The organism is Streptomyces longisporus (genome assembly GCF_039532765.1).
Classification (GTDB): Bacteria; Actinomycetota; Actinomycetes; order Streptomycetales; family Streptomycetaceae; genus Streptomyces; species Streptomyces longisporus.
Genome location: NZ_BAAASG010000014.1, coordinates 38,361 through 56,684 on the forward strand (window position 1 = coordinate 38,361; position 18,324 = coordinate 56,684).

Consider the following 18,324-nt stretch of genomic DNA (forward strand, 5'->3'; position numbering starts at 1 on the left):
GGTCAGTCGTTGGTGACGAGCACCTTGAGGGCCGTGCGCTCGTCCATCGCCTTGTAGCCGTCGGGGACACGCTCCAGATCCACCGTCAGGTCGAGGACCGGGAGGCGTCGACGGTACCGCCCAGGACGTCGGGCAGCAGCTCCGGGATGCAGGCGCGGACCGATGCGACGCCGCGCAGTGCGATGTTCGGGTCGAACATGACACCGATGGCTACACCGGTGCCTCCCCCAGTCTCGTGCGGTGTCATGGGGCGCTCGGGGGGCGGTCGGGCGCACTTCACGGTACGCCGTCGCGGACGCCCGCCGCTCGCCCAATGCGGCGCCGACCAGCGGGAATCGGGTGCCTGCTAGACCCCGGCCGCCCCCAGCAGCGTCCCGGCCGCGTAGGTGACCCCCATGGCCAGGGCTCCGCCCGCCACGTTGCGCAGCACGGCCGGCCCGGGCCGGGCGCCGCCGAGACGTGCGCTGGTCCAGCCGGTGAGGACCAGGGCGGCCAGCACGCAGACCACGGTGACCGGGAGCCGCCAGTGGGCGGGCGGCAGGACGATCGCCAGCAGCGGCAGCAGCGCGCCGACGGTGAACGCGAGGAAGCTCGCCCACGCCGCATGCCAGGGATTGGTCAGCTCGTCGGGGTCGATGCCGAGCTCCACGCGCGCGTGCGCCCTGAGTGCGTCCCGTGCGGTCAACTGCTCGGCCGCCTCCCTGGCCACCTCGTGGGACATGCCCCGCTCCTGCAGCAGCCCGGTGAGTTCCTCCAGCTCGGCCTCGGGCTGTTCGCGCAACTCCCGCCGTTCCAGGGCGAGTGCGGCCATCTCCGAGTCCCGCTGGGTGGAGACCGACACGTACTCCCCGGCGGCCATCGACATCGACCCGGCGAGCAGACCCGCGAGACCGGCGGTGAGCAGGGCCGAGCGGTGGTCCGTCGCGCCGGCCACACCGACGACCAGGCCCGCGGTGGACACGATGCCGTCGTTCGCGCCCAGCACGGCCGCGCGCAGCCAGTTCAGCCGCTCACCCAGTGCGCCTGCATGGGCCTCGCCGGCGTGCATTGGTTCCGTCACACCGGGAGGATCCCACCGCGGGCGTCACCACACCCGTACCGACGCTCCCCGGGCGAACGCCGGGCTCGTCGCGTCCGGCGGCGGTTCGGTGAGCGGCTCGGCCAGTTCCGCCAGCGTCGGCCCCGTCTTCGCCGCGATCGGATCCAGCAGGTCCAGGTCGAAGCCGTACACGCGGGCTGCGTTGCCCCCGACCATGGCGGCGACCTCGTCGCGCGGCACGCCCGCGTAGGCGATGCGCAGGCCCTCCCTGGAGTACGGGTAGGTGTACGGCAACAGGGCCTGGGCGCTGACCCGTTCGACGACCTTGCCGCGCTGGTCGCTGGTCTTCTCACCGATGGTGATGTCGACGAGCCTCAGCACCGGGAGGTCGGCCACCGGGTCGTACATGGACTCGCGCAGGACGACCTCCCCGGTGACCCGCTCCAGCCGGCGCACCTTCTCGTTGCGCAGGCAGTGCACCAGCACCGGATCGCCGTCGAAACCCCAACCGTCCACCGCGGGAAGGAACTTGAAGTAGAAGTCGGTCTTCCGGCTCGGCTCCGGCAGCGGCAGCGGCCCGCTCACCGCGCCGCGCACCTCGACGAAGGCGATGCCGTGCCGGGCGAGCGAGGCGTGCACGACGAGGCCCTCGCGCTCGACCGTCACCTCGCCCAGCTTCTTGGGCTCCCCGAACACCTCGCGGCCGCCGGTGAGGGCCCGCTCCTGGGTCATCGGCATGACGAGCGGGTACCAGCCGTCGACGCCCGCGTGCGCGGCGGCGACCGCGAACGAGCCCGCGCCGAGCGGGTGTCCGGGCAGGTCGACCCGGCTGATGTTCACCCGGACGAGGGGCCGGCCGGTGGGCTTCAGGGGCGGTGGCAGCACCGCGGCGAGAGCGTCCGGGTCGGTCTCCCACCGGGCCACCACCCCGGTGGACCAGATGTCGGGCAGCTTCGCGACCGCTGTGCGCCCGGCGGCCATCTCCGCCTCGGTCCGTGCCCCGTACCGTACGCGTGCCATAGCCGTACCGCCCTTCCGTCGACCGTCACACGCCGGGCGGGCAGCACGCTTGCACCGGCCGCTGAAAAGGTCCATAGCCGGGGCACAGACATTCGCGCCATTCGCGGCACTCGAACAGACCGGCGGGGAAGGCGACCTGACGGACAGGACTGTCAGTGCCGGGCCGTATCCTCAGGGACCATGCTCGAAGACCGTACGACCGCAGCGTCCTCCCCCACAGCGTGGCCGGCCGCGTATCCGCAGGGATACGCGGTCGTTGACGTGGAGACCACCGGCCTGGCCCGGGACGACCGGATAATCTCCGCGGCCGTCTACCGGCTGGACGCGCGCGGCGAGGTCGAGGACCACTGGTACACGATGGTCAACCCGGAGCGGGACCCGGGACCGGTGTGGATCCACGGTCTGACGAGCGAGGCGCTCGAAGGTGCGCCCCTCTTCCAGGACATCGCCGAGGAGTTCGCGACCCGGCTCGAGGGAAGGGTGCTCGTCGCGCACAACGCGGTCTTCGACTGGCAGATGATCGCCCGGGAGTACGCGCGTGCGCAGCGCGAGGCGCCGGTGCGGCAGCGGCTGTGCACCATCGCGCTCTCCAAGGAGCTCGGCCTGCCGCTGCCCAACCACAAGCTGGAGTCGCTGGCCGCCCACTTCGGCGTCGTACAGCAGCGTGCGCACCACGCGCTGGACGACGCGCGGGTGCTGGCGGAGGCGTTCCGCCCGAGCCTCGCGGCCGCGGCGGCCGGTGGTGTACGGCTGCCGCTGCACGAGTGCCGGCCGCTGACGGAGTGGGCGGACCGGCCGGTGCCGCACATCGGACAGCAGAGCAGCGGCTACGGCAGTTATCGGCCGAGCAGTTGGCGCCCCTCCCGCAAACGACCCGTATGCCCGTATCCCAACCCAGGGCGTTACGAAGACGGCAAACCACTCAAACAGGGCATGCGGATCGCCTTCTCCGGGGACACCTCCGTCGAGCGGGAGCTGCTGGAGGACCGCGCGGTCGAGGCGGGGCTGCATGTCGCGACGAGCCTGTCCCGGCTGACCAGCCTGCTCGTCACCAACGACCCGGACTCGGGTACGTCGAAGGTGGTCAAGGCCCGGCAGTACGGGACACCGGTGGTGGACGAGGCGGCCTTCGGGCAGCTGCTCAGGGATGTGGAGCCCGCCGACGGATGACCCGTACGGACGGGTGATTGCCACGCGACTCGCCCGCCGACCGCTCGCCCGCGCGGCGGCGACGGCTCACCCTGTGGCCCATGGCGACGTGTGAAGTATGTGGCAATGACTATGGAATGACCTTCGAGGTGCATGCGCAGGGAGCGGTGCACGTCTTCGACTGCTTCTCCTGTGCGATCCACCGCATGGCACCCGTGTGCGAGCACTGTCGTGTGCAGATCATCGGGCAGGGAGTCGAGGTCGACGGCCAGTGGTTCTGCGGAGCGCACTGCGCCCGCGAGGAGGGCAAGGTGGGCATCGTCGACAAGGTGTAACCCGCCACCCGGCCTCATGCACCCCACGACCGAGTTGTACGGTCGTGGGGTGTACCGCTTCCTGTTGTCCCGGCAGTGGGTGATTCTCACCCTGATCGCCCTCCTCCTGATCCCCACGATGATCAGGCTGGGCATCTGGCAGAAGCACCGCTACGAGATGCGCACCGCCCGCAACGACCTGGTCTCCGCGGCGCTGCACGCCAAGCCGGTCCCCGTGGAGCAGCTCACCTCCCCCGGGCACGCGGTCACCAGCGCCGAGAAATACCGCACCGTCACCGCGACGGGCACCTTCGACACCGCCCGCGAGGAGGTCGTCAGGCGCCGCACCAACTCCGACGACGAGGTCGGCTTCCATGTCCTGACCCCGTTCGTCCTGACGGACGGCAAGGTGGTGCTGGTCAACCGCGGCTGGATCCCGGCGAACGGGGCGCAGACCACCTTCCCGAAGATCCCCGCACCGCCCGCCGGCAAGGTCACCATCAAGGGGCGGCTGAAGGCCGACGAGACGACCGCGGCGAGCGGCATCAAGGAGATCAAGGGGCTGCCGGACCGGCAGGTCATGCTGATCAACAGCGAGGAGCAGGCCCGGCGGCTCGGGGCCACGGTCCTCGGCGGTTACATCGAGCAGACCGCACCGGAGGCGAAGGGCGGCAGCCCCGAGCAGATCTCCGACCCCGGCAGCGAGGACGCCCCGCTGAACTACGCGTACATGATCCAGTGGTGGCTGTTCGCCGCCGGTGTCCCGGTGGGCTGGTGGGTGCTGGTGCGGCGCGAGCGCCGTGACCGGCAGGAAGCGGCCGCCAAGGAGCAGGCGGAGGAAGCGGAACCCGCGGCGGTGTAGCCACGCGCCGGTCACTCCCCCGGCCCCACCCCGGATTGCCCCGCGGCCCTTGCGGGAACCCGCAACTCCGTGCACCCCCGTATCGAGGACTACGCCCTCATCGGCGACGAACAGACCGCGGCCCTGGTCGGCCGGGACGGCTCCGTCGACTGGCTGTGCCTGCCCCGCTTCGACTCGCCGGCCTGCTTCGCCAAGCTGCTCGGCGACAAGGAGAACGGCCACTGGCGCATCGCGCCCAAGGGCGCCAAGGGCCACTGCACCCGCCGCGCCTACCGCCCCGACACCCTCGTCCTGGACACCGAGTGGGAGACCGACGAGGGCGCGGTGCGCGTCACCGACCTGATGCCCCAGCGCGACCGCGCCCCCGACCTCGTACGCATCGTCGAGGGCCTGCACGGCAAGGTGACCGTCCGCAGCACGCTGCGGCTGCGCTTCGACTACGGCTCGATCGTGCCGTGGATGCGCAGATCCGACAGCCAGCGGGTGGCGATCGCCGGCCCGGACTCGGTGTGGCTGCGCACCGAACCCGCGGTGCACACCTGGGGCGAGGACTACGGCACGCACTCGGAGTTCACCGTCAAGAAGGGGGAGAAGGTCGCGTTCGTGCTCACCTGGCACCCCTCGCACCACCCGCGGCCGCCCCAGATCGACCCGTACAAGGCGCTGCACTCCAGCGTGAAGGACTGGCAGAAGTGGTCCGCCGCTTGCCGCTACCACGGTCCCCACCGCGACGCCGTGATGCGCTCCCTGATCACTCTCAAGGCCCTCACCTACGCGCCGACCGGCGGCATCGTCGCCGCTCCCACCACCTCACTGCCCGAGGAGCTGGGCGGGGTGCGCAACTGGGACTACCGCTACTGCTGGCTGCGCGACTCCACCCTCACCCTCGGCGCACTCCTGGCCTGCGGCTACCACGAGGAGGCCGAGGAGTGGCGGAACTGGCTGCTGCGCGCTGTCGCGGGGGACCCGGCCGACCTGCAGATCATGTACGGCCTGGCGGGCGAGCGGCGGCTGCCCGAGTTCGATCTGCCGTGGCTGTCCGGCTTCGCGGATTCGACGCCCGTACGGATCGGCAACGAGGCCGTGAACCAGCTGCAGTTGGACGTGTACGGCGAAGTGCTGGACTCGCTGTGGCTGGCCCGGAAGTCGGGCCTGTCCGTCAAGCCGCACATGTGGGCGATACAGGCCTCCCTGATGGACTGGCTGCACGCCGAGTGGCGGCAGCCCGACGAGGGGCTGTGGGAGGTGCGCGGCGGACGGCGCCACTTCGTCCACTCCAAGATCATGGTGTGGGTGGCCGCCGACCGTGCTGTGCGCACGCTGGAGGAGAACCCGAAGCTGCGCGGCAACCTGGACGACTGGCGCGCGCTGCGCGACGAGGTGCACCGCGAGGTGTGCGAGAAGGGCTTCGACGCCGAGCGGAACACGTTCACCCAGTCCTACGGCTCCCGCGAACTCGACGCCGCGCTCCTGCTGATCCCGCGCGTCGGATTCCTGCCTCCGGACGACCCGCGGGTGGCCGGCACCATCGACGCGATCCGCCAGGAACTGGACCACGGCGGCTTCCTGCGCCGCTACAGCACCGACGAGACGACGGTCGACGGGCTGCCCGGCGACGAGGGCACGTTCCTGGTGTGCTCGTTCTGGCTCGCGGACGCACTGCACATGACGGGCCGCAGGAAGGAGGCACGGGAGCTGTTCGAACGGCTGGTGGGGCTCACCAACGACGTGGGGCTGCTCTCCGAGGAGTACGACCCCGTCGACGACCGCCAGCTCGGCAACTTCCCGCAGGCCTTCAGCCATGTCGGCCTGGTGAACACCGCCCTCGCCCTGTTCGGGGACGACGAGGCAGGATAGGGGCCATGGATCTTGGACTGAAGGACCGGGTGTACGTCGTCACCGGGGCCACGCGGGGCCTCGGGAACGCCGCCGCGCGTGAGCTCCTCGCGGACGGCGCGAAGGTGGTCGTGACGGGTCGGGACGAGAAGCGGGTCGCCGACGCGGCGGCCGGCCTTGGGCCCGACGCCCATGGCGTGGCCGTCGACAACGCCGACCCGCAGGCCCCCGAGCGGCTGATCGCGGCGGCCCGTGAGAGGTTCGGCGGCTTCGACGGCATCCTCATCAGCGTCGGCGGGCCGGCCCCCGGGTTCCTCGCGGACAACACGGACGAGCAGTGGCAGGCGGCGTTCGACTCGGTGTTCCTGGGAGCGGTCCGGCTGGCGCGGGCGGCGGCCGCCGAACTCGACGCGGGCGGTGTCATCGGGTTCGTGCTGTCCGGTTCGGTGCACGAGCCGATTCCGGCGCTGACGATTTCGAACGGACTGCGCCCCGGGCTGGCCGGTTTCGCGAAGTCGATCGCCGACGAGCTGGGCCCGCGCGGAATTCGTGTCGTGGGTCTGCTGCCGTCTCGTATCGACACGGACCGCGTGCGCGAGCTGGACGGACTGTCCGCGGACCCCGAAGCCACACGGGCCGCCAACGAATCCCGCATTCCACTGCGGCGCTATGGCACTCCGGAGGAGTTCGGGCGTACGGCTGCCTTCCTGTTGTCCCCGGCGGCTTCCTATCTGACGGGAATCATGGTCCCGGTAGACGGCGGCATGCGGCACGGATTCTGAGGGCCTGCCGAAGGGAGTCCGCGTAGGTCAACTCACCCTTTCTGCACGGTGTTTGACGCCTTTCATCCGCACCTCTGCGGGAAATGCGGCGAGACCCGCGGAATTGCGTGCGTGCAGCAGGGCCCGGGTCGTGAGTTCGTGCAGGGCCGTTCCCGGGTCCACGTGCGGTTCCAGATGGAGTTGCACGCGCGCCTCGGGGGCGGTGCGGCGGCCGGTCAACTGGACATGGGCCTGCGCCACGCCCTCCAACCCGCCCGCCTCGCTCGCGAGTACGCCCTCCAGGGCCCGGCCCCGCAGCAGCGCGCCCTCGCCGTCGCCGGTGTCCACCAGGACCTCGGCGAGGCGGCGCCGGCGCAGGACCGCGGCCAGCCACCACAGGGCGAGCAGCACCAGGACGGCCAGTGCGGCGATGACGGTCGGCCACCACCAGCCGGAGCCCTGCCAGTGGGTGCGTTCGGCGTCGCTGAGCAGGACGTCGTGCCGGCCGTGGTGGATCCACCAGGACGGTGGCGGAGCGCCGAGTCCGACGGCCAGGACCGAGCCGCCCAGCAGGAGCAGGGCGAGTCCGACGATCCCGATCAGCACCCGGTTGACGATCCTGGGCATCGCTCTCACCCCTTCCGTCCGGGACGCCGTACGTGCACGGACAGCGCGGGCGGGTGGGTGAGCCCCAGGCCGCTGATCGCGTCGTCGAGCGTGGCGTTCAGGTCGGCGCGTACGTCGCCCAGTTCACGGAAGTGCGACAGGGCGTACACATCGGCGCGGGTGCGGCGCATCCGGACCCGTACCGACTGGACGCCGGCGACCTCCATGGCGCGGTCGCGCAGCACGTAGGCGGCCGCCTCGCGGTGCAGTCCGGCGCGGACGTCGGCGTGGGTGCGCCGCATCGGCAGGACCCCGCGCAGGCCGGGCGTGAGCGCCAGCACGAGCAGCCACAGACCGAGGGCGGCGGCGACCCCGGCGCCGACGAGCACCACGGTGTCGTCGAGATGACGTTCGGCGAGCTGCCGGGCGAGTTCCCGGCGCCAGGCCATCGCGGGCCGGTGCGCCCGTACGGCCGCGATGTCGTAGAGGAACAGGCCCGCGACCGCCAGGACCAGCAGCGCCACGATGCCCGCGGGGACGCGGCGCGCCGACCAGAAGCGGCCCTGGTCGCCGTCGTGGCCGGACGGCGGAGGCCCGTACGCCGGTTCCTGTGCGGGTGCCCTCTCGATGACCGGCAGTCGTTGTGTGGTGCCCTCGGAGCCCTGGGGCTCGCTCATCGCGTCCTCCCCTGTGCCACGCCGTGTGCCGGGGTCAGATGCAGCCGCTCCACGTGGACGGCGACCTCCGGCACCTCCATGCCCACCAACGCGCCTACCCGCGAAGCGACATGTCGACGCACATCCGCGCAGCGGGCGCCGATGTCGCAGGGATAGTCGAGTTCGATGTGGACGCGGACATGGGCGGCTCCATGGTGGACGACGACGGTGGCGTGCGGGGGTGAGGTGTCCTCGGACTGGCCACTCAGGGTCTCCCGGGCCGCCTGGGAGGCGATCTTCGCGACCACCCGGTCGGCGATCCTGGTGGCCCCGCGCTCGCCGGGCGCGACGGTGGCCGTGGCTCTGCGCAGCTCACCGACACCGTCGCTCACCGTGCTCACCGTCGGCGGTCCTCGCGCGTACGGAAGAACTCGCCGATCTCCAAGTCCCCCTCCAGGAACCGGCCGACGACGAACCCGACGGCGCCCAGGGCGGCCACCAGCAGGAAGGCGCCGAAGCCGCCGAAGTATCCGGCGAAGCCCAGCGCCATTCCGGCGATCATGCCGACCACGGCCCTGCTCATCGTGCGCTCCCCTCAGTGGTGCGGTTGTCCGGTCGCCGGCCGGTCACTGGATCCGGGGCTCCGGCTCCTCGTCCTCTTCCTCCGGCAGCTTCACATCGCTCACCGCGATGTTGACCTCGACGACCTCGAGGCCCGCCATCCGCTCCACCGCGGCGATGACGTTCTCCCGCACCGCGCGGGCGACGTCGGAGATGGAGACCCCGTAGTCGACGACGATCTCCAGGTCCAGTGCCGTCTGCACCTCGCCGACCTCGGCCTTCACACCCCGCGTCACGGACTTCGAGCCGCCCGGCACGCGGTCGCGCACGGCTCCGAAGGTGCGGCTGAGGCCGCTGCCGAGGGCATGCACGCCGACCACGTCCCGCGCGGCCAGTCCGGCGATCTTCTCCACGACCCCGTCGGCGATCGTCGTCCGCCCCCGGGTGGCGGGGTCTCCTCCGCCGCGCCGCGTCGGCGCCTTGCGCAACGTCGGGGGGTCCGTCACCTCGCTCGTCCCTTGGGGGTTCCTCGTCCGGCCCTGCTCCGTCATGTCGGTCATCGCCGCACGTCCCTTTCGGTTCGTCGTCCTACGACCACGGTAAGTGGGGTTACGCCGCCGCGCGCCGGGGATGCGGCAGGCTGGAGGAATGACGACGGAACGGTGGGCCGGGGTACGGCATCAGTTGGGCCTGGGCAGACTCCTGCCGCTGGGCGGGCCGCACGACGGCGCGTGGATCTCGCAGGAGGCGGCCGAGGCGGCGCTCAGGCGCGCGGCCGGGGAACTGAGCGGGGTACGGCTGGACGCGCTCCGCATCGCGCTCGCCGACCCGGACACCGCTCAGGACCCCGCCGTACCGCCACCGCCGAGCGCCCTGCCGCCGGGACCGCTGCGCGTGACGGCGGACTTCGCCACGACGGCGTCCGAGCCACTGCCGATCAGGGCGGCCCTCGTACGTACGACGCTGGCAGCCGCGGCGACAGAACTGCTCGGCCTGGTGCTGGCCGAGGTGGACCTGCGCGTCACGGCCCTGCTGGACGAGGAACCGGACCCCGTCCCCGTACGAGGCCCGGAGCCGCCACGCGCCGCGGAGCCCGACGACGCGGACGAACTGCGGGCGGCGTCCGCCGCCCTGATGGTCCCGGGCGTCGCCCACCTGACGGGCGGCCTGGGGCGGGCGGCGGTACACATCACGGCCCTCCAGGAGGAAGGCAGCCTGCCGCACCGCCACGCGCGCGTGGAGATCGCGGTGAGCGCGAACCACCGTGCCGCGGACGTGGCCCGCGAGGTACGTGCAGCCGTCGCCGGGGTGCTGTCGGATCACCCGACTGTGGCGGTGCTGGTAACAGCGGTCAGCTGATTACTGCCGATGCGGCAGCGGCTTTTAGGGGCGCGGGGAACTGCGCGACAAGCCACGACGGAGCCGCAGACAAATAGCGCGCCACCGCCGGAGGCTCACTCACCGAGACCGGCAAGATCCCGCAGCCGCCGCGCCTGCGCAGCCCGCTCAGCGGCACGCTGCTCGTCGTAGGACCGCCCCTGGGCCCCACGGATCAGCGCCTTGGTCTCGATCACGGCATCCCGCGGCGCAGCCAGAATCGCCGACGCCAGATCCCGCACCGCCCCGTCGAGCTGATCGCCCGGTACCGCGAGGTTGGCGAGCCCCGTGCTGACGGCCTCCTCGGCCGACACAAAGCGCCCGGTGACGCAGATCTCCAGCGCGCGGGCATAGCCGACCAGCCCCACCAGCGGATGCGTCCCTGTCAGGTCCGGCACCAGCCCGAGGCTGGTCTCGCGCATGGCGAACTGCACGTCGTCGGCGACGACGCGCAGGTCACAGGCGAGCGCGAGCTGGAAGCCCGCACCGATGGCGTGCCCCTGGACGGCGGCGATGGACACGAGGTCGCTCCGCCGCCACCAGGTGAAACCGGCCTGGAACTCGGCGATGTTCGCGTCGAGTTCACCGTCGCTGCTGCGCGCAAGGTCGATGAACGTCGGCTCGCCCTCGATTCCCTCGGGCGTGAACATCTGCCGGTCGAGCCCGGCCGAGAAGGACTGCCCCTCGGCGCGCAGCACGACGACACGGACGGACCCCGGCAGGACCCGCCCGGCCTCGGCGAGCGCACGCCACATGGCGGGGCTCTGCGCGTTGCGCTTGGCCGGGTTGGTCAGCGTCACCGTGGCGATCGCGTCGTCGACGGTGAGCCGTACGCCGTCCTTGTCGAGTACCGGACCGAGGTCCTGGGCGGGCGAAGCCATGGAGTGCCTCCGATGAGTGCGGTCAGCAGAGCAAGCTAAAGCGCAAAGCTAAGTGACTGCACAGTAACCACCCGGCCGATCTGCCGACCGACCGGGTGGCCACCATCGAAGCCGATGGGCCGCCCGGGATCAGGACGAGGCGGCCTTCTTGCCCCGCGTCGCCCCGCCACGCCCACGGAGCGTGACGCCCGACTCACTGAGCATCCGGTGCACGAAGCCATACGAGCGGCCGGTTTCCTCGGCCAGCGCCCGAATGCTCGCACCGGAGTCGTACTTCTTCTTCAGGTCTGCCGCGAGCTTGTCGCGCGCGGCGCCGGTTACCCGGCTGCCCTTCTTCAGAGTCTCGGCCACCCGTGCCTCCTCATGGGAAGTGCGCTCTGGTCCCCTCATGATCACCCCTCCGGGCTTTCATGGCCACCCATTCGGCAAGGTCCGTGAGACAGGGTTTTGACGACAGGAGCGCATCCCCACAAGCGGAATCCGTAATTCCCCCTGGCTGCGTTCGTACCGCCGAACGGGTTCTTTTGTGAAGTGCCAGGTCAGAGACGTACGACGGCCGAGCCCTTGTCGATAAAGGGCCCGGCCGCGAAATGGATGTAGGACACACCTCGGTACGAGGAGATCTCACACAGATGATGGATCACGGATCGGCCGAATGATCCATACGCTGTGGATCACGCCTTCGATCAAGCTGCGCTGACGATCCAACGGGGTCAGGCGAGGGCGACCAGGTCCGCGTAGTCGGCGCCCCACAGGTCCTCGACGCCGTCCGGCAGCAGGATGATCCGCTCGGGCTGCAGCGCCTCGACGGCGCCCTCGTCGTGGGTGACCAGGACGACCGCGCCCTTGTAGGTGCGCAGGGCGCCCAGGATCTCCTCGCGGCTGGCGGGATCGAGGTTGTTGGTCGGCTCGTCCAGCAGCAGGACGTTGGCGGAGGAGACGACCAGGGTCGCGAGCGCCAGGCGGGTCTTCTCGCCGCCGGACAGCACGCCGGCCGGCTTGTCGACGTCGTCGCCGGAGAACAGGAACGAGCCGAGCACCTTGCGGACCTCGACGAGGTCCAGGTCGGGGGCGGAGGAGCGCATGTTCTCCAGGACCGAGCGCTCCGGGTCGAGGGTCTCGTGCTCCTGGGCGTAGTAGCCGAGCTTGAGGCCGTGGCCCTGGACGACCTCGCCGGTGTCGGGCTTCTCGACGCCGCCGAGCAGGCGCAGCAGGGTCGTCTTGCCTGCGCCGTTGAGGCCGAGGATGACGACGCGGGAGCCCTTGTCGATGGCCAGGTCGACGTCGGTGAAGATCTCCAGCGAGCCGTACGACTTGGACAGTCCCTCGGCGGTGAGCGGTGTCTTGCCGCACGGCGCGGGCTCGGGGAAGCGCAGCTTGGCGACCTTGTCGCTCTGGCGTACCGCCTCCAGGCCGGAGAGCAGCTTGTCCGCGCGCCGGGCCATGTTCTGCGCGGCGACCGTCTTGGTGGCCTTGGCGCGCATCTTGTCGGCCTGCGAGTGCAGGGCGGCGGCCTTCTTCTCGGCGTTGGCCCGCTCGCGCTTGCGGCGCTTCTCGTCGGCCTCGCGCTGCTGCTGGTAGAGCTTCCAGCCCATGTTGTAGATGTCGATCTGGGCGCGGTTGGCGTCCAGGTAGAACACCTTGTTGACGACCGTCTCGACCAGGTCGACGTCGTGGGAGATCACGATGAAGCCGCCGCGGTAGGTCTTCAGGTAGTCGCGCAGCCAGACGATCGAGTCGGCGTCGAGGTGGTTCGTCGGCTCGTCGAGCAGCAGGGTGTCCGCATCGGAGAACAGGATGCGGGCCAGTTCGATACGGCGGCGCTGACCGCCGGAGAGCGTGTGCAGCGGCTGGCCGAGCACCCGGTCGGGCAGATTGAGCGCGGCGGCGATCGTGGCGGCTTCGGCCTCGGCGGCGTACCCGCCCTTGGTGAGGAACTCCGTCTCCTGGCGCTCGTACTGCTTCAGTGCCTTCTCGCGGGTCGCGCCCTGACCGTTGGCGATGCGCTGCTCGTTGTCGCGCATCTTGCGGATCAGTACGTCGAGACCGCGCGCCGAGAGGATGCGGTCGCGGGCGAGGATGTCGAGGTCGCCGGTGCGGGGGTCCTGCGGGAGGTAGCCGACCTCTCCGGAGCGGGTGACCGTGCCGCCGGCCGGGATGCCCTCGCCGGCCAGCACCTTGGTGAGGGTGGTCTTGCCGGCGCCGTTGCGGCCGACCAGGCCGATGCGGTCGCCCTTGGCGATACGGAAGGAGGCGGACTCGATGAGGACGCGGGCACCGGCGCGCAGCTCGATACCGGAGGCGGAGATCACGGACAGGCTCCAGGGCAGAAAGGGTTGACGGGTGGGCGGCTGAGGCGTTCCCGCCGTCTAATGCGCGAGGAGAATGGCCATGGGCCAAGTCTAACGGGGCCGTGCAAGCACTTTTTCTGTGTTCGGGTGTTCGGGCCGCCTGCGGCCCGGGCCGCCGACGGCGATGAGCTGGGACGTCCACGCCGCCGCCGGGCAGGGCTGGGCGACGATCAGCGCGCCGGCGTGATGTACGGCACGCCCGGGCGTGAAGACGCACCCTTCGTGCGACTGCGTCGCCGTCGTGGCTGGTCGCGCGCCGCGGCGGAGCCGCTGATGTCACAGCCCCGCGCCCCTGAAGGGCGCTCAGCTGCCGCCCGTGTGCACCTGGAAGGCCGCGCGGCGCACGGCCTTCGCCAGGGCCGGGTCCGGGTGGGCCGCCGCGAGGGCGACGAGGACCTGGACGGTGCGGGGGTGGCCGACCGCCCGTACCTCTTCCAGGAGCAGGGGGACCGTCGGCTGCACGGCCGACTCCAGGTGGCGTACGAGCATCGGGGCCTCGCCGTGGTCGGCGACCGCGGCGGCGGTGTCCACCCACAGCCAGGTGGCCTCCTCGCGGGTGAGGACCTCGTGGGCGTCCTCGGGGTCGACGCCGTCGTGCTCGGCCAGCCACAGCAGGGCGTACGGCCGCAGGGTCGGCTCGTCGGCGACGGCGCGGACGTCCGGCTCGGCGGGGGCACCGACCACGCGCAGTGCCTCGAAGGCGAGACCGCGCAGCAGGGCGTCGTCGCCGCGGGCGGCGGCGATGAGTTCGGTGACGGCGCTGCCGACGGGGCGGGCGGCGAGCCAGGCGCGGTATTCGGCGCGGGCGGCGTTGGGGCGCAGCTGGGCGCAGCCGCGGAGCATCTCGTCGGCGGCGACCTCGATGTTCCCGGCGGGGCTCTGCGCGGCGACGCAGATCTGCTCCAGCTTGACCCAGACGGCCCAGCTGCCGAGCGGGGTGAGGGTGGCCTGTCCGCCGCCGTAGGTGAGGGCGCCGACGGAGGCGAGGGCGTGCAGGGCCCAGTCGAGGAGGGGCGCGAGCGGGGCGTCGAGCGCCTCGGGCTGCTCGGCGGGCTCGGGCTGCGGGCCGTAGGGGATCTCGCAGCGCTCGGTGCGCAGTTCGGTGACGCGCTGCTCCAGGAGGTCGAGGAGCTGGTCGACCGGTACGGGCCCGGCGGACAGCTGGAGGAAGGAGAGCACCTGGGGCATGGCCGAGACGACCTCGGCGACGGCGGCGGGCGCGTGCTCCGCGGGCTCGCCGTGGGCGAGGGACCAGGCGTCGAAGAGGGCGACCCAGCCGCGCAGGACGGCGCTGTCGTCGCGGTTCCAGGCGCGCAGCCGCCAGCCGGGGCGGGCGCTGTCGCCGTGCACCTCGACGAGGCCGGCGAGGCGGGCGGTGTCCCAGTCCGCGCGGACCTGAGCCACGGTCAGGCCGAGGTCCCGGGCAGCCCGTTCGGCGGTCGCGTCGGCGAGGGTGGCCTTGCCGTCGGCGGTCGCGCCGTCGCTGCCCGGGCCGAGCGCGGCGTCGGCCCAGCGGGCGACGCGGGCCGCGGCGGCCAGCTGGGAGCGAGCCATTCTGGCCAGCTCCGCGGGTGCCGGGGTGCCCTCCGGGGGTCGGGGTGCGGCGCGGCGCGGGCGGCGCTGGTTCACGGCTCTGGGGGCGGCGGACAGGGATCGCGGGCCGACGAGTCGAAGCCTGGAGTCGCGCGGGATACGGGACGTCACGGGTGCAGTCTTCCGGTTGACGGTCCGAAAACCCAAACGGAATGTCACGGCGGGCGACGGGACTGGCCAACGCACGGGGTCCGGCGGGCGGCTCGGGGACGGGAACAGGCCAGTGGTACGGCCTTAAACGGAATGGTGCCGACTGTTCGGCTCCGCTCGGGACCGGCACCGCGGGAGTGATCACATGAGAGGGGTGAGGAAGCGGCGCAACGCTTCTTCGTAGGCCTCCGGGTCGGCGTTCCACATCGCTGAGTGCGGGGCGTTCGGGACCGTGCGCAGCGCGATCAGGTTGGGACGGGCGTGGGCGAGCCGGCGGGAGTACTCCCAGGGGGCCAGGGTGTCGTCCGGGCCGTGGAATATCAGCGTCGGCACGGTGAGCTGCTCGGCCTCGACGGCGCGCTCGCGCTCCATGCCGGTACGGCCCTGGGCGGCCCGGACGGCGAGCGGCAGCAGTGCGCCCGGTGTGCGGCGGGCGGCGGCGAGGGCGCGCAGTGTCGTGGCCCAGCTGAGCACCGGGGAGTCCAGGACCAGTCCGGAGATGCTGTCGCGCAGCCCGGAGTGGGCGGCGGCGCGCAGCGCCATGGTGGCGCCGGTCGACCAGCCGTGCAGCACAACCTGTTTGGCGCCGTGGCTGACGGCGTGCCGGATCGCCGCGTCCACGTCGCGCCACTCCGTCTCGCCGAGGTGGCCCAGGCCGTCCGGGGAGCGGGGTGCGCCGGGGTCGCCGCGGTAGGCGAGGGCGAGCACCGGGAAGCGCTGGCGGTGCAGGAACTCCATGATGTTCATGGCGAGTTCGCGGGTGGCTCCCAGCCCGTGCACGGCGATCACCCAGGTGTCCCGCACGCCGGGCACGAACCAGGCGGGCAGGGAGCCGAGTTCGCCGGGGATGTCGACGTCGGTGTGGGGCAGGCCGAGGGCGCTGCCCGGGTCGCCGGTGTGCAGGTTCGGGGTCAGCCACACCTTGTCGCCGGGCTCCAGGGTGCCGTGGGTGACCCGTTCCAGGCGGCGGACGACGGTGTCGGCGGAGTGCGTTGCCGTGGCGAGGACGGGGCCGACGACCGCGTGGGTGCCGTCGCCGGCGAGGCCGTAGGTGCCGGGACGCATGGCCGCCAGGTCGCGGGTGAGCGCAATCTGGCCGGCCGCCGTGGCGTGCACGGTGAGCTGGGGTTCGGTGGGCAGGGGCCGGCCCGGCGGCGCCTTGAGCGCCGCGTCGCTCGCGAACCGGCCGGCGGCCACGCTTGCCGCGCCGGCCGCCAGGGCCACGGTGACGGCTGCAGCCGTCGCTTTGACTGTGCGCACCCGTCCAGTGTCCTGGCGGACCCCGCCACCGGCCAGCGGGAGGACGGGGCGGGGTGATGCGGATTGCGCCGGGGTGTGCCCCCTCACCCCGAGTGCGGTTTCCCGGGCGTCACTTCCGTTGCCCGTAGCCCCGCAGCTTCTCTGCCGCCTCCGCCACCTGCTCCAGGGACAGCAGCGTCGGGGACATGCCCGGTACCGAGGAGGCCGTCAGCCACAGGCGGCACATCCATTCCAGTTGGGCCGTGCGGTCGTAGGCCTGGTCGAGGGTGGTGCCGTAGGCCATCGTGCCGTGGTTCTGCAGCAGGCAGGCGGTGCGGTCGGCGAGGGCGTGGAGCATGTTCTCGGCCAACTCGTCGCTGCCGTATGTCGCATAGGGGGCAACTCGGACGGGACCGCCGAGGGCGCCGGTCATGTAGTGGATCGCCGGGAGCTCGCGGACGAGGGTCGAGACGGCGGTCGCGTGCACGGCGTGGGTGTGGACGACGGCGCGGGCGTCGGTGGTGCGGTGGATCGCAAGGTGCATGGGGAGTTCGCTCGTCGGGACGAGCGTGCCGAGCACCTGGCGGCCGTCCAGGTCGACACCGGTCACGTCCTCGGGCGTGAGCCGGTCGTAGGGCACGCCCGAGGGTGTGACCAGCACGGTGTCCCCGACACGCACCGAGACATTGCCGGAGGTGCCGACGACGAGCCCGTCGGCGACCGTGCGGCGGGCGGTCGCGACGAGCGCTTCCCAGGCGCGGGCCACCTCGGCACTCACACCCCTCCCCCGCCGCTCCGGCACTCCCTGCACACCTTCCCGCGCATCCCGTTCGCCTCGCTGGTCCCGCCGCTGCTCCGCCATGCCGCGATCCTGCCAGGCGCACCTCCGCCGCGCCGTCGGACGGGGGCACTTTAGGGCGGAAGCCAGGCCTCCGAAAGTCCCCTTATAGGGACATATCCGCCTCTCTCCGTGCTTGGCCAGAGATCACCGGGTATTCGATGACCTTCCAGTAATCTCCCGTTGTTTTGTCGTGCACGTCGCCATTCCGGGGGGAAACATGGCTCGTGATCACAAACCGCTGCGCCGCCGCACCCGCGTCCTCGCGGTCTCCGTGGCGGCACTCACCGTCACCGGGGCGGCTCTCGCCGGGCTTCCGGCCTCGGCGGCGAGTCTGCCGCAGGGGCACGACGTCTCTTCGCACCAGAAGAACGTCGACTGGTCGAGCGCGAAGGCCAAGGGCGCCAGGTTCGTCTACGTCAAGGCGACCGAGTCCACGACCTACCGCAACCCCTACTTCGGTCGGCAGTACGACGGCGCCCGCGGCGCCGGCCTCATCCGCGGCGCGTACCACTTCGCACTGCCGGACAAGTCGTCGGGCAGGGCACAGGCGGCGTACTTCGTGCACCACGGCGGCAGCTGGCGGCCGGACGGCTGGACGCTTCCGCCGGCCCTCGACATCGAATACAACCCGTACAGCGCCACGCACGGGTGCTACGGCCTGAGCAAGGCGGGCATGGTCGGTTGGATCAAGTCTTTCAGCGGCGAGGTGAAGCGGCTCACCGGCCGCCACCCGGTGATCTACACGACCACCCACTGGTGGAACACCTGTACCGGCGGAAGCAGCGCGTTCGCCTCCGACCACGCACTGTGGATAGCCCGTCACGAGTCCGGGACCTCCGGTTCCCTGCCGGCCGGCTGGTCGTTCTGGACCTTCTGGCAGTACGACAACAGCGGCGGTCTGCCGGGTGACCAGAATCTCTTCAACGGGTCACAGACCCAGCTGAGGAAGTTCGCCCGGGGCTACTGACCAAGGGGCACCGCGGGACCGGGGGGTCGCCGGGACAGGGCGGAGCGGCGACCCCCTCATCCGGACATCGTGCAGCCGCTCTCAGTTCATCTTCCGTTCACCCAGGTTGCCTACGGTCAAC

The 18,324-nt window shown here is 71.7% G+C and carries 20 protein-coding genes and 1 pseudogene; 7 read left to right on the forward strand and 14 right to left on the reverse strand.

Annotated elements, in window-relative coordinates; genetic code table 11:
• Positions 1-2 precede the first annotated feature (2 nt).
• The 3 genes and pseudogenes from ABD355_RS29085 to ABD355_RS29095 form a co-directional block, all read right to left on the reverse strand.
• Positions 3-229, reverse strand: a pseudogene (locus ABD355_RS29085) (IMP dehydrogenase); the annotation flags it as partial.
• Between the two features lie 117 nt (positions 230-346).
• Positions 347-1,060 carry a VIT1/CCC1 transporter family protein gene (locus ABD355_RS29090; RefSeq protein ID WP_344403718.1) on the reverse strand — a complete coding sequence of 238 codons (714 nt, stop codon included), beginning with the start codon at positions 1,058-1,060 and terminating at the stop codon, positions 347-349.
• Between the two features lie 24 nt (positions 1,061-1,084).
• Positions 1,085-2,059 (reverse strand): acetoacetate decarboxylase family protein, encoded by a 975-nt coding sequence (locus tag ABD355_RS29095; protein WP_425585802.1) that lies wholly within the window; start codon positions 2,057-2,059, stop codon positions 1,085-1,087.
• Between the two features lie 180 nt (positions 2,060-2,239).
• Here ABD355_RS29095 and ABD355_RS29100 point away from each other — a divergent pair, with 180 nt between their 5' ends.
• The 5 genes from ABD355_RS29100 to ABD355_RS29120 all read left to right on the forward strand — a co-directional run bounded on the left by ABD355_RS29100 (position 2,240) and on the right by ABD355_RS29120 (position 7,002).
• Complete coding sequence (locus tag ABD355_RS29100) at positions 2,240-3,229, forward strand: DEDDh family exonuclease (protein WP_344403721.1); 990 nt, start codon at positions 2,240-2,242, stop codon at positions 3,227-3,229.
• Positions 3,230-3,309: 80 nt separating this feature from the next.
• Positions 3,310-3,543, forward strand: a complete 234-nt coding sequence (locus ABD355_RS29105; protein WP_099934050.1) for a hypothetical protein — start codon at positions 3,310-3,312, stop codon at positions 3,541-3,543.
• A 49-nt stretch (positions 3,544-3,592) separates the two neighbouring features.
• Positions 3,593-4,384 carry an SURF1 family cytochrome oxidase biogenesis protein gene (locus tag ABD355_RS29110; protein WP_344403724.1) on the forward strand — a complete coding sequence of 264 codons (792 nt, stop codon included), beginning with the start codon at positions 3,593-3,595 and terminating at the stop codon, positions 4,382-4,384.
• Positions 4,385-4,453: 69 nt separating this feature from the next.
• Positions 4,454-6,241 carry a glycoside hydrolase family 15 protein gene (locus tag ABD355_RS29115; RefSeq protein ID WP_344403726.1) on the forward strand — a complete coding sequence of 596 codons (1,788 nt, stop codon included), beginning with the start codon at positions 4,454-4,456 and terminating at the stop codon, positions 6,239-6,241.
• Between the two features lie 5 nt (positions 6,242-6,246).
• Positions 6,247-7,002, forward strand: a complete 756-nt coding sequence (locus ABD355_RS29120) for an SDR family oxidoreductase (RefSeq protein ID WP_344403728.1) — start codon at positions 6,247-6,249, stop codon at positions 7,000-7,002.
• Positions 7,003-7,029: 27 nt separating this feature from the next.
• Here the strand turns inward: ABD355_RS29120 and amaP are convergent, their stop codons facing one another.
• Genes amaP through ABD355_RS29145 form a run of 5 tightly spaced genes read right to left on the reverse strand, consistent with a single transcriptional unit; the run spans position 7,030 to position 9,364 of the window.
• Positions 7,030-7,608 carry an alkaline shock response membrane anchor protein AmaP gene (gene amaP / locus ABD355_RS29125; protein ID WP_344403729.1) on the reverse strand — a complete coding sequence of 193 codons (579 nt, stop codon included), beginning with the start codon at positions 7,606-7,608 and terminating at the stop codon, positions 7,030-7,032.
• 5 nt (positions 7,609-7,613) lie between these two features.
• Entirely contained in the window at positions 7,614-8,264 is a 651-nt protein-coding gene (locus ABD355_RS29130) for a DUF6286 domain-containing protein (RefSeq protein ID WP_344403730.1), read from the reverse strand.
• The gene (locus tag ABD355_RS29135; protein ID WP_344403732.1) at positions 8,261-8,644 is read right to left on the reverse strand and encodes an Asp23/Gls24 family envelope stress response protein; all 384 of its coding nucleotides are present in this window, start codon (positions 8,642-8,644) and stop codon (positions 8,261-8,263) included. Before ABD355_RS29135 ends, ABD355_RS29130 begins: the two co-directional genes overlap by 4 nt.
• Complete coding sequence (locus ABD355_RS29140) at positions 8,641-8,826, reverse strand: hypothetical protein (RefSeq protein ID WP_344403735.1); 186 nt, start codon at positions 8,824-8,826, stop codon at positions 8,641-8,643. Before ABD355_RS29140 ends, ABD355_RS29135 begins: the two co-directional genes overlap by 4 nt.
• A gap of 43 nt (positions 8,827-8,869) precedes the next feature.
• Complete coding sequence (locus ABD355_RS29145) at positions 8,870-9,364, reverse strand: Asp23/Gls24 family envelope stress response protein (RefSeq protein WP_344403737.1); 495 nt, start codon at positions 9,362-9,364, stop codon at positions 8,870-8,872.
• A gap of 88 nt (positions 9,365-9,452) precedes the next feature.
• Between ABD355_RS29145 and ABD355_RS29150 the strand changes: the two genes are divergently transcribed.
• The gene (locus ABD355_RS29150) at positions 9,453-10,163 is read left to right on the forward strand and encodes a nucleopolyhedrovirus P10 family protein (RefSeq protein WP_344403739.1); all 711 of its coding nucleotides are present in this window, start codon (positions 9,453-9,455) and stop codon (positions 10,161-10,163) included.
• A 95-nt stretch (positions 10,164-10,258) separates the two neighbouring features.
• Here the strand turns inward: ABD355_RS29150 and ABD355_RS29155 are convergent, their stop codons facing one another.
• From ABD355_RS29155 to ABD355_RS29180, 6 genes are all read right to left on the reverse strand, one after another.
• Positions 10,259-11,062, reverse strand: a complete 804-nt coding sequence (locus tag ABD355_RS29155) for an enoyl-CoA hydratase/isomerase family protein (RefSeq protein ID WP_344403740.1) — start codon at positions 11,060-11,062, stop codon at positions 10,259-10,261.
• Between the two features lie 129 nt (positions 11,063-11,191).
• On the reverse strand, positions 11,192-11,413 hold the full coding sequence (locus ABD355_RS29160) for a helix-turn-helix domain-containing protein (RefSeq protein ID WP_004002281.1): 222 nt from the start codon (positions 11,411-11,413) through the stop codon (positions 11,192-11,194).
• A 362-nt stretch (positions 11,414-11,775) separates the two neighbouring features.
• Entirely contained in the window at positions 11,776-13,374 is a 1,599-nt protein-coding gene (locus tag ABD355_RS29165; protein ID WP_344403742.1) for an ABC-F family ATP-binding cassette domain-containing protein, read from the reverse strand.
• 342 nt (positions 13,375-13,716) lie between these two features.
• Positions 13,717-15,117, reverse strand: coding sequence for a hypothetical protein (locus tag ABD355_RS29170; protein ID WP_344403744.1), 1,401 nt, complete (start codon positions 15,115-15,117; stop codon positions 13,717-13,719).
• A gap of 180 nt (positions 15,118-15,297) precedes the next feature.
• On the reverse strand, positions 15,298-16,416 hold the full coding sequence (locus tag ABD355_RS29175; RefSeq protein WP_344403746.1) for an alpha/beta hydrolase family protein: 1,119 nt from the start codon (positions 16,414-16,416) through the stop codon (positions 15,298-15,300).
• A 109-nt stretch (positions 16,417-16,525) separates the two neighbouring features.
• Positions 16,526-17,257 (reverse strand): class II aldolase/adducin family protein, encoded by a 732-nt coding sequence (locus tag ABD355_RS29180; protein ID WP_344403748.1) that lies wholly within the window; start codon positions 17,255-17,257, stop codon positions 16,526-16,528.
• Positions 17,258-17,453: 196 nt separating this feature from the next.
• Between ABD355_RS29180 and ABD355_RS29185 the strand changes: the two genes are divergently transcribed.
• Complete coding sequence (locus ABD355_RS29185; RefSeq protein WP_344403749.1) at positions 17,454-18,203, forward strand: lysozyme; 750 nt, start codon at positions 17,454-17,456, stop codon at positions 18,201-18,203.
• Positions 18,204-18,324: the final 121 nt, after the last annotated feature.